Source organism: Phenylobacterium sp., from assembly GCF_036263695.1.
Taxonomy (GTDB): Bacteria; Pseudomonadota; Alphaproteobacteria; order Caulobacterales; family Caulobacteraceae; genus Phenylobacterium.
On record NZ_DATAGM010000237.1, the window covers coordinates 1 to 9,341 of the forward strand.

11 protein-coding genes are annotated in these 9,341 nt (G+C 70.1%); 2 read left to right on the top strand and 9 right to left on the bottom strand.

The window, feature by feature from the left end; all coding sequences use genetic code 11:
* Window positions 1-81 precede the first annotated feature (81 nt).
* From VHK87_RS09590 to phnG, 8 genes are read right to left on the bottom strand one after another with little or no spacing between them, the layout of a single operon-like run.
* Window positions 82-783 carry a DUF1045 domain-containing protein gene (locus tag VHK87_RS09590; protein WP_329634675.1) on the bottom strand — a complete coding sequence of 234 codons (702 nt, stop codon included), beginning with the start codon at window positions 781-783 and terminating at the stop codon, window positions 82-84.
* Window positions 780-1,916: an alpha-D-ribose 1-methylphosphonate 5-triphosphate diphosphatase gene (locus tag VHK87_RS09595; protein ID WP_329634676.1), complete on the bottom strand. Its 1,137-nt coding sequence runs from the start codon at window positions 1,914-1,916 to the stop codon at window positions 780-782. Before VHK87_RS09595 ends, VHK87_RS09590 begins: the two co-directional genes overlap by 4 nt.
* Window positions 1,917-1,918: 2 nt before the next feature.
* Window positions 1,919-2,629, bottom strand: a complete 711-nt coding sequence (gene phnL, locus VHK87_RS09600) for a phosphonate C-P lyase system protein PhnL (RefSeq protein WP_329634677.1) — start codon at window positions 2,627-2,629, stop codon at window positions 1,919-1,921.
* Between the two features lie 8 nt (window positions 2,630-2,637).
* Window positions 2,638-3,435, bottom strand: a complete 798-nt coding sequence (gene phnK / locus VHK87_RS09605) for a phosphonate C-P lyase system protein PhnK (RefSeq protein ID WP_329634678.1) — start codon at window positions 3,433-3,435, stop codon at window positions 2,638-2,640.
* Complete coding sequence (locus VHK87_RS09610; protein WP_329634679.1) at window positions 3,432-4,337, bottom strand: alpha-D-ribose 1-methylphosphonate 5-phosphate C-P-lyase PhnJ; 906 nt, start codon at window positions 4,335-4,337, stop codon at window positions 3,432-3,434. Before VHK87_RS09610 ends, phnK begins: the two co-directional genes overlap by 4 nt.
* A complete protein-coding gene (locus VHK87_RS09615; RefSeq protein ID WP_329634680.1) occupies window positions 4,334-5,443 on the bottom strand; it encodes a carbon-phosphorus lyase complex subunit PhnI in 1,110 nt (369 codons plus the stop codon). Before VHK87_RS09615 ends, VHK87_RS09610 begins: the two co-directional genes overlap by 4 nt.
* Window positions 5,444-5,447: 4 nt before the next feature.
* Window positions 5,448-6,062: a phosphonate C-P lyase system protein PhnH gene (phnH, locus tag VHK87_RS09620; RefSeq protein WP_329634681.1), complete on the bottom strand. Its 615-nt coding sequence runs from the start codon at window positions 6,060-6,062 to the stop codon at window positions 5,448-5,450.
* The gene (gene phnG, locus VHK87_RS09625; RefSeq protein WP_329634682.1) at window positions 6,062-6,532 is read right to left on the bottom strand and encodes a phosphonate C-P lyase system protein PhnG; all 471 of its coding nucleotides are present in this window, start codon (window positions 6,530-6,532) and stop codon (window positions 6,062-6,064) included. Before phnG ends, phnH begins: the two co-directional genes overlap by 1 nt.
* A gap of 153 nt (window positions 6,533-6,685) precedes the next feature.
* On the opposite strand from phnG, the gene phnF reads away from it, so the two are divergent.
* Together phnF and VHK87_RS09635 are read left to right on the top strand one after the other, a co-directional pair.
* Complete coding sequence (phnF, locus tag VHK87_RS09630) at window positions 6,686-7,405, top strand: phosphonate metabolism transcriptional regulator PhnF (RefSeq protein WP_329634683.1); 720 nt, start codon at window positions 6,686-6,688, stop codon at window positions 7,403-7,405.
* 17 nt (window positions 7,406-7,422) lie between these two features.
* The gene (locus VHK87_RS09635; protein WP_329634684.1) at window positions 7,423-8,556 is read left to right on the top strand and encodes an alpha-D-ribose 1-methylphosphonate 5-triphosphate diphosphatase; all 1,134 of its coding nucleotides are present in this window, start codon (window positions 7,423-7,425) and stop codon (window positions 8,554-8,556) included.
* Window positions 8,557-8,615: 59 nt separating this feature from the next.
* On the opposite strand, the gene VHK87_RS09640 is transcribed toward VHK87_RS09635, so the two are convergent.
* Window positions 8,616-9,275, bottom strand: coding sequence for a glutathione S-transferase family protein (locus tag VHK87_RS09640; protein ID WP_329634685.1), 660 nt, complete (start codon window positions 9,273-9,275; stop codon window positions 8,616-8,618).
* Window positions 9,276-9,341 lie beyond the last annotated feature (66 nt).

Below are 9,341 nucleotides of genomic sequence, written 5' to 3' on the forward strand. Positions count from 1 at the left end.
GGAGCTTGCCCTTTCCACCACCCGCTCTTCGCTGGCGCTCGGCGGACGGTCCCCCTTTCCCATGGATGGGAAAGGAAAGGGTCAGGCGGCGACCTTCGCCTCGAACGCGAACCGCTCGAGGATCGTGAAGGGGGCGGTGCGGTCGGGCTGCTTGAAGATGGCGATCCCGGCGAAGCGGTGGGGGCCGGTCTCTTCGGCGAAGTGCGCCTGGAGCGCCGCCAGGACGCGGGCGCGCACCGCCTCGTCGCGGATCGAGCCGGTCAGGGTCATGTGGAATCGGAAGTCGCCGAACACGTAAGGGTAGCCCCACTGGACGAGCTGGGCGTCCTGCTCGGGCGTGAGCGGCGCCTTCCGGCGGCGGGCGAGGTCGAACTCGGATAGAGGGGCGCGGAAGGGATCGAAGGCGCGCACGCAGTCGGCGGCGAGGGCGGCGATGGCGGGGCTGGCGCCGAGCGGGCGGAAGGCCAGGAAGGCGCCGAGGGCGGCCGGGGCGATCTCCGCCTCGAAGGCGGGGCGGTCCGCCGCGAACTGGCCGGCGAAGGCGAGCAGTTCGGCCTCGGTCCTGTCCGCCGCAAGCTCGAACGGCGCCTTCAGCGTCGCGTGGAAGCCGTAGCCGCGCGGATCGGCGGTCAGCGCGTCGAGGTCGAGGCCCTCCAGGCCGGGGAGGGCCGGCCGAGCCAGCGCCTCGCCGGTGTCGGCGTCGCGGCCGAGCCAGGCGGAGGCCTTGCGCCAGAGGGCGCTCCCGGCCGGCGGGGCGTAGTAGACCGCGTACCTGGGGCTCATGCAATGCGCCGGCCTCCGCGCCAGACCTCCACCGGCACCGGCCAGCCATCGCCACGGCGCGAGACGCGGACCAGGTCGTCGCGCTGGCCTGGGGCGATCTCGCCGCGGTCGGCAAGGCCGCAGGCGCGGGCGGGGCCGCAGGTCACCGTCGCCACCGCCTTCTCCGGCGCCCAGCCGAACAGGTCGATCAGCATGAAGGCGGAGCGGAGCATCGAGAGCGGCACATAGTCCGAGGCGAGAATGTCGAGGAGACCGGCCTGCGCCGCCTCCCGGGCCGACAGATTGCCCGAATGCGACGCGCCGCGCACGAAGTTCGGCCCGCCCATGCAGATCGCCATGCCGAAGCTGCGCGCGCAGCGGGCGGCCTCCAGGGTCACCGGGAACTCGGCGATGGCGCAGCCGTCGTCGCGGGCCTCCTCCACGTGCTCGACGCTGGCGTCATCGTGGGCGGCGAGCGTCAGGCCGTACTCGCGGGCGAAGGCGACAACCTTGCGGCGGTTGTCCGGAGCGACGGACGGATTGCGGCCGGCGTGGCGACGGGCCAGCATCTCGCCGATCTCTTCCTCCGAGCGCCCGGCGGCGACCATGCGCTGGTGCAGCCGCTCGGTGTCGGCGGTCTGCCGCTGCCCGGGCGTGTGGTCCATCACCGACAAGAGCTTCAGCCGCGGGTGGTCCACGTGCGGCTCGAGCAGGTCGAGCAGCTCGGGGTTGGTCACCTCGCAGCGCAGGTGGAGCAGGTGGTCGGCCCGAAGCGCGCCGTCGGCGTGGGCCGCGTCCATCCCGGCGATCATCGGCGGCAGGGCGTCCTTGCGGTTCAGCCCGTCCTTGGAGCCGTGCAGACTGAGGGAATCGAACACCGTGGTGATGCCGGCCGAGGCGCACTGGGCGTCATGGGCCAGGGCCGCGCCGTAGGCGTCCCAGAGGGCGCCGGGGCGGGGCTGGTAGTGCTTCTCGTAGTTGTCGGTGTGGATGTCGACGAGGCCGGCGATCAGCACCTCGCCGCTCCAGTCGAGCGCCCCGGCGGATGGTGCGGAGGCGTCCTCCACCGCTGCGATGACGCCCTCCTGGACGACGACCTCGGCCGCGCGCTGCCCCTGGGGCGTGACGACGGCGTGCGAGAAGATGCGCACCATGGTCAGGCCGCCGCCTTGAACTGCGACACCGGGAACAGCCGGGTGGCGACGGCGTCGCGCACGTCCTCGTCGTGGAAGATGCCGATCATCGCCGCGCCCTCGGCCAGCGCCGCCTTGATCAGCCGCACGACGATGGCTCGGTTCTCCGCGTCCAGCGAGGCGGTCGGCTCGTCCAGCAGCAGCACTGGGTACTTGCGGATGAAGCTGCGGGCGATATTCACCCGCTGCTGCTCGCCGCCGGAGAAGGTGGCGGGCGGCAGCTCCCAGTGGGGCTCGGGCAGGCGCAGGGCCTTGAGCAGCTCGACGGCCCGCTCGCGCGCGGCGGCCTCCTCGACCCCGTTCTCCAGCAGCGGCTCCATCACCAGCTGCAGGGTGGGGATGCGGGGGATGACCCGCAGGAACTGGCTGACGTAGCCGAGGGTGCGGCGGCGGACCTCCAGCACCTCGTGCGGCGCGGCCGAGGTGATGTCGACATAGGCGCCGTCGTGCATCACCCGCACACCGCCGCTGGTCGGCAGGTAGTTGCCGAAGATCGAGCGCATCAGGGTCGATTTGCCGACGCCGGATTCGCCGGAGAGGACGACGCACTCCCCAGGGCGGACCTCCAGGCGCAGGTTCTGAAAGACCGGAATGGTCGCGCTATCGGCGTTGTGCAGCACGAAGGTCTTGGCCAGGTCCTCGACGACGATCGAAGGCGGCGAAAGGGCGGACATAGGGGGCCTCAGATCTGCAGGACGGAGGAGACGAGGAGCTGGGAGTAGGGGTGCTGGGGATCGTCCAGCACCTGATCGGTGAGGCCGGTCTCGACGACCTGGCCGCCCTTCATGACCATCAGCCGGTCGGCCATCAGCCGGGCCACGGCCATGTCGTGGGTGACGATGATCACCGCCAGGTTCAGGTCGCGGACCAGTTCGCGCAGCAGGTCGAGCAGGCGGGCCTGCACCGAGACGTCCAGGCCGCCGGTGGGCTCGTCCATGAACACGAGGCGGGGCCCGTGGATCAGGTTGCGGGCCACCTGAATGCGCTGCTGCATGCCGCCCGAGAAGTTGCGCGGCTTGTCGTCGATCCGGCGGGTGTCGAGCTCGACGCGGTCCAGCCATTCTATGGTCGCCCGGCGCATCTTTCCGTAGTGGCGCTGGCCCAAGTACATCAGCGGCTCGGCGACGTTGGCGCCGCCGCTGACCCGCATGCGCAGGCCGTCGCGCGGGTTCTGGTGCACGAAGCCCCATTCCTCGCGCTGCATCCGCCGCCGGTCCGGCTCGGACAGCGAGTAGATGTCCTTCAGGCCGAAGCGGTAGGTGTCGAACTCCACCGTGCCCGAGCTCGGCTGGAGCTTGCCCGAGATGCAGTTGAGCAGGGTGGTCTTGCCCGATCCGCTCTCGCCGACCACGCCCAGCACTTCCCCCGGGCGCAGCTCGAAGGAGACGTCGCGGCAGCCGAGCACGTGGCCGTACCACTTGGTGAGGTCGCTGACGCGGAGCAGGGGCTCGACGTCGAACTTGACGGAGGGGGCGTTCACTGGGCCGGCTCCTTGGTCTGGTCGAGGGCGTGGCCGGCCATCGGGCCGGCGTGGCCCGCCTGGCGCCGCTCGGCGCAGTGGTGGCTGTCGGAGCAGACGAACATCTTCTGGCCGGCGTCATCGAGGATGACCTCGTCCAGGTAGCTGTTCTCGGACCCGCAGAGGGCGCAGCTCTGCTCCCAGGTCTGGACCTCGAAGGGGTAGTCCTCGAAGTCGAGGCTGCGGACGCTCGTGTGCGGGGGAAGCGCGTAGATCCGCTTCTCCCGGCCCGCCCCGAACAGCATGATCGCGTCGCTGTCGTTGAGCTTGGGGTTGTCGAACTTGGGGATCGGCGAGGGGCTCATCAGGTAGCGCTCCTCGACCATCACCGGATAGCTGGCGGTGTTGGCGATCCGGCCGTAGCGCGACACGCTCTCGTAGAGCGAGACGTACTGCAGGCCGTACTCCTCGTAGGCGTGCATCGCCCGGGTCTCGGTCTCGCGCGGCTCCAGGCCGCGCAGCGGCTCGGGCTGCGGCACCTGGTAGATCAGCACCTGGTTCGACGTCAGCGGCTTTTCCGGCACCCGGTGGCGGGTCTGGATGATGGTCGCCTCGCCGGTATCCTCGGTGGTCTTGACGTCCGCCACCTTGGCGAAGAAGCGTCGGATCGAAACCGCGTTGGTGGTGTCGTCCGCCCCCTGGTCGATGCACTTGTAGACATCGTCGGGGCCCACGATCGCCGCGGTTAGCTGGATGCCGCCGGTCCCCCAGCCGTAGGGCACGGGCATCTCGCGCGAGCCGAACGGCACCTGGTAGCCCGGGATCGCCAGCGCCTTGAGGATCGACCGGCGGATCATCCGCTTGGTCTGCTCGTCGAGGTAGGCGTAGTTGTAGTAGCGCTCCGGCGCATTGGAGGGGCTCATTCGGCGGCTTCCTTGAGGGCGGCCTGCCGGTCGAAATGCTCCTGGCGCAGGCGGCGGATGAGCTGCAGGTCGGCCTGGAAGTCGACGTAGTGCGGCAGCTTCAGGTGCTGGACGAAGCCCGAGGCCTCGACGTTGTCGGAGTGGTACAGGACGAACTCCTCGTCCTGCACCGGGGCCTCGGCCTGCTCGCCCACCTCGCGGTGGCGCAGGGCGCGGTCGACGATCGCCACGCTCATCGCCTTGCGCTCGCAGTGGCCGAAGGTCAGGCCGTAGCCGCGGGTGTACTGCGGCGCGCGGCTCGCCGAGCCGGAGAAGCCCGACAGCATGGTGCACTCGGTGACGGTGATCTCGCCGATCTCGATCGGGAAGCCGAGCTCCTCGGGCACGAACTCGACGGCCACTTCGCCCAGGCGGATCTCGCCGCAGAGCGGGTGGGTGGCGCCCCAGCCGCGCTGCGAGGAGTAGGCCAGCGACAGGAGGAAGCCCTCGTCGCCGCGGGCCAGCGCCTGCAGCCGCTGGTCGCGGCCGGCCGGGAAGCTCATCGGCTCACGGGTCAGGTCGAAGGGCTCGTCGGCGCCTTCGGTCGGCTCCTCGTGCTCCAGCAGATCCTCGTGCCGGAACACCGAGGCGATGGTCGGCATCGGGTATTCCTGGGGCTGCTCGGCCTCGGGGGCTGGGGCGATCGGGGTCTCGCCGTCGGCGGCGAGGGCGAAGTCCAGCAGGCGGTGGGTGTAGTCGAACGTCGGGCCCAGCACCTGGCCGCCCGGGATGTCCTTAAACGCGGCGGAGACGCGGCGGCGCACGGCCATGTCCTCGGTCTCAATCGGCAACGAGGCGCCGAGGCGGGGCAGGGTGGTGCGGTAGGCGCGCAGCAGGAAGACCGCTTCCGGCAGGTCGCCTCTGGCCTGCTTGATGGCCAGGGCCGCGAGGCCGCGGTCGTAGCAGGAGCCCTCAGCCATCACCCGGTCGACCGCGAGCGACATCTGCTCGCGGACCTGTTCGACGGTGAGTTCGGGGACCGCGCGATCGCCGCGGCGATCTTCTTCAAGCCAGCGATGGGCGTTGGTGATCGCCTTCTCGCCGCCTTTCACGGAGACGTAGGCCATGGGCTCAGCCTTTCCTGATCTGGGCGCGCGTGCTGCGCGGCAGGGCCAAAAGCTTCGGGCCGGCGACGAGCAGGACGTCGACGCCGAACTGGAACTGCGCGTGGTTGGTCTGGATCTGCTCCCAGAAGCCGTCGGGCAGGCCGCGGGGGGCGATGGTCGTCTCTGTCTTGATGCCGGGGCCTGTGAGGGCCACCGGCTCGCCGCCCTCGAGCCCGGCGACCTGAAGGATCACCGTCGTGGAGCGGTCCGGGTACTTGGCGTCGCCCTGGTTGAAGGCCGATAGCGGCGGGCAGTCCTGCGCCCGGGTCACGAGCGCGAAGTCCGCCTGCGCCGTTTCCTTGGTCAGCGGGCAGCCGGCGTGGAAGCGAATCCAGGCCTCGGCCTCGCCGCCGGCCAGCGCCGAATCCAGCCAGACCGGGGTCTCGAAGTCGAGCAGGGTCAGGGCCACGGCGGCCGCGGCGCAGTCCAGGCCCGGCGGGCCGTCCACCGCGAAGGCCAGGTCGGCGACGCTGCCCGGGCGGGCGACGGCGTCCATCACCTTGCGGAACACCGCCTGGGACTCCCGCACCGGGTCGAGGAAGCCCGGGTGGATCTTGGCGAGGTCGAGGGTCGCGGACATCAGTCGGGGCTCCGCATGCGGACCATGGTGAAGAAGTCGACGCGGGTGGCGGCGGCCTTGCGCGCGGCCGCGTCGCGCCGGGCCTGCTGCTGGCGGGCGAGCCGCTCGACGATGGCCTGGGCGCGCTCGCGCAGGGTGGGGGACTGCATCATCGCGTCCACCGCGGCGGCTAGTTCGGCGTGGCGCTTGTCGCGGCCGCCGACATAGCCGACGCCGGTCTCGCCGCCTGGCAGCCGCACGGCCGCGCGGGTCACCGTCATCTCGCCCACGTTGAAGGCGTCGCCCGTGCCGCCCATACGGCCGCGGACCAGCACCAGGCCGGTCTCGGCCTTGCGCAGGGCGGTGAAGGCGGGGCGGTCCTTGAGCTCGTCCCAGGCCTCCACCAGCTCGCGCGGCAGCGCCTTGGCCAGCACCGAAAGCCAGCGCCGCCGCTCCGGAGGCGCTTCACCGACAACCGTTCCCGGGCTCATTCGATTACCTCCGACAAACAAGCAAACTGTTGTATTCGCGTTGGCTGATTGGTAATGTAAGCGCCATCGGGCGGCAAGAACCCAAAGATGAAACTTCAATGACAGTAGTAAAACTTGTCTAGACAGCGATACGATAACTGAAGAGGCTCTGCAATGACGGTCGGCGTGCCCTTGTGGCGGGAGATTTCCCAATCACTTGAGAAGCGTATCCGTGCGCGTGAACTGTCACCGGGCGATAAGCTGCCGACCGAGCACGAGCTGTCACGACAGTTCATGGTCAACCGCCACACGGTCCGCCGGGCCCTCCTGGACCTGCAGGACAAGGGGATGGTGGAATCCACTCAGGGGCGGGGCAGCTACGTGCGGCGGGCGAGCGCGCCGCTGCGCCTGAACAAGCGGCCGAGGTTCACCGAGAACGTCCGCAAGCAAGGCGGTCACCCCCGCACTCAGACGCTGAAGCTCGAGGTGCGCCCCGCCGACGCCCGTATGGCCCAGGCGCTGGAGATCAAGGTCGGCGACCCGGTGATCTTCCTGGAACGGATGCGGTTCGTGAACGAGGAGCCGACCGGCATCGGCCAGCACGTCTTCAGCTTCCAGCGCTTCCCGACCTTCATCGAGATGTACAAGAAGCGCGGCACGATCACCCAGACGCTGATCGATTCCGGCATCCCCGACTACACCCGCCGCCGCACCGCCATCTCGGCGCGGCTGCCCACCACCCGGGAGTGCGAGCTGCTGCATGTGCCCAAGCATGTGCCGCTGCTGGTGCACCGATACCTGAACGTCGACGGCCTCGGCCGGCCGCTGGAGTATGGCGAGAGCCGCTCCATGTCCGAGGTCGAGATCGACTTCTACGAACCGAAAACCGACTGACCCCAAGGAGGGATCTCGTGGAGCTTGCGTTTCGGAACGCGCGCATCGTTGCGGGCGAGGAAGACTTCATCGGCTCGCTGCTGGTTCGGGACGGCGGGATCGCCGAAGTGGCGTCCGGCGCCTCCGCGGTGGGCGAGGATCTCGAGGGCGACGTGCTGATGCCTGGGATCATCGACCTGCACACCGACAGTCTTGAAAAGCACTACTTCCCGCGCCCGAACATCGACTGGAATCCGGTATCGGCGGCGGTGACCCACGACGGCTGCGGCCTGTCGGTGGGCGTGACCACCACCTTCGATTCCCTCAGCGTCGGCAGCTTCAACCCGTCGGTGGCGCGCAAGGAGGACAACCTGCGCCGGCTGGTGGACGGGCTGCTGACCGCCAAGCGCGCCGGCATGCTGAAGGGCGAGCACCTCATCCACTGGCGCTGCGAGACGGCCGCAGACGACCTGCGCGAACGGCTCGACCACCTGGCCGATCACCCGATGACCGCGCTGTTCTCGCTGATGGACCACACGCCGGGGCAGCGGCAGTACCGCAATCTCGACCAGTATCTGGACAACTGGCGTGCAGGCGGCATGAGCGCCGTAGCGATTGAAGAGCGCCTCACCGCCGCCCGCGAGCGCCAGTCGCGCAACGCCGCGCCGAACCGCGCCTATGTGGCCGAGCTCGCCCGCGAGCGCGGCATGCCGCTGGTCAGCCATGACGACGAGGACCTGGAGCACGTCGACGAAGCCGCCGACCTGGGCGCGACCGTCGCCGAGTTTCCGGTAACGGTGGAGGCGGCCCGCCGGGCGCGCGAGCGCGGCATGGCGATCATCATGGGCGGCCCCAACCTGATCCGTGGCGGCTCCTACTCCGGCAACGTGCGCGCCGCGGAGCTGGCCGAACTCGGCCTGCTCGACGGCTTCGCTTCCGACTACGTCCCCCGCAGCCTGATTGAGTGCGCCTTCCGCATTACCGCCAAGCCGTTTGGCTGGAGCCTGGCTCGCGGCGTCGCCCTGGTGACCGAGGCACCTGCCCGCGCCGCCGGCCTGAACGACCGCGGCCGCATCGCGCCCGGCCACCGTGCCGACCTCGTGCGGGTGCGGCTGGTGGACGGGCTGCCGGTGGTGCGGGGCGTCTGGGTGCAGGGCGAGCGCGTCGCCTGACCACCCGTCCTGCCTCCCCCGCGAAGCGGCGGGAGGCAGGACGCCGCGCTCGCTCTACGTCACGCCGGCGTGAGCTCCGGCGCATTCGCGTCGAAGGTGGCGAGTTGCGCCGAGAGGGCCCGCTGGAACGCCGGGCGGGCCTCGCCGCGGGCGACGTAGGGACCCAGCACCGCGTCGGCGGTGACGATGTCGGTGTGGCGCAGGTTCCGCAGCACGGTGACCATCATCAGGTCGCCGGCCGTGAACCGGTCCTCCAGCCATTCGCGGCCGGCCAGCCGCTTGGCGAGCGAGGCCAGCTTCATCCGCGTGAACGCCTCCTGGTCCGGTCGCCGCGCCTTCGCCCACGCTTCGTCGGGGTGGAAGAGGTCGATATTGGCCAGATTGCTGATGTGCGGCTCCACCGAGTTCTGAGCGGCGAACAGCCACTGCGCCACCAGCGCCCGCCCGGCGGCGTCGCGCGGCATCAGCACCTCGGAGCGTTCGGCGATGTACTGGACGATGGCGCCGCTCTCGAACAGCACCAGGCTGTCGGCCTCGATCGCCGGGACCTGGCCCCAGGGCTGAATCTTCCGGTACTCCGGCGAGTCCTGGTCGCCTTGGCCGAGCAGCTTCACCGAATAGGGCAGGCCGGCCTCTTCCAGCGCCCAGCGGACGCGCAAATCGCGCACCAGCCCCTGGGCGAACGGGGGGACCCACTTGAAGGCGTAGAGCGTGATCATGGGATATCTCCTTCGGGTTCGGCCTCGACGTAGGCCTGTTGACGGTCGAGCAGCCCGCTCCAGCCG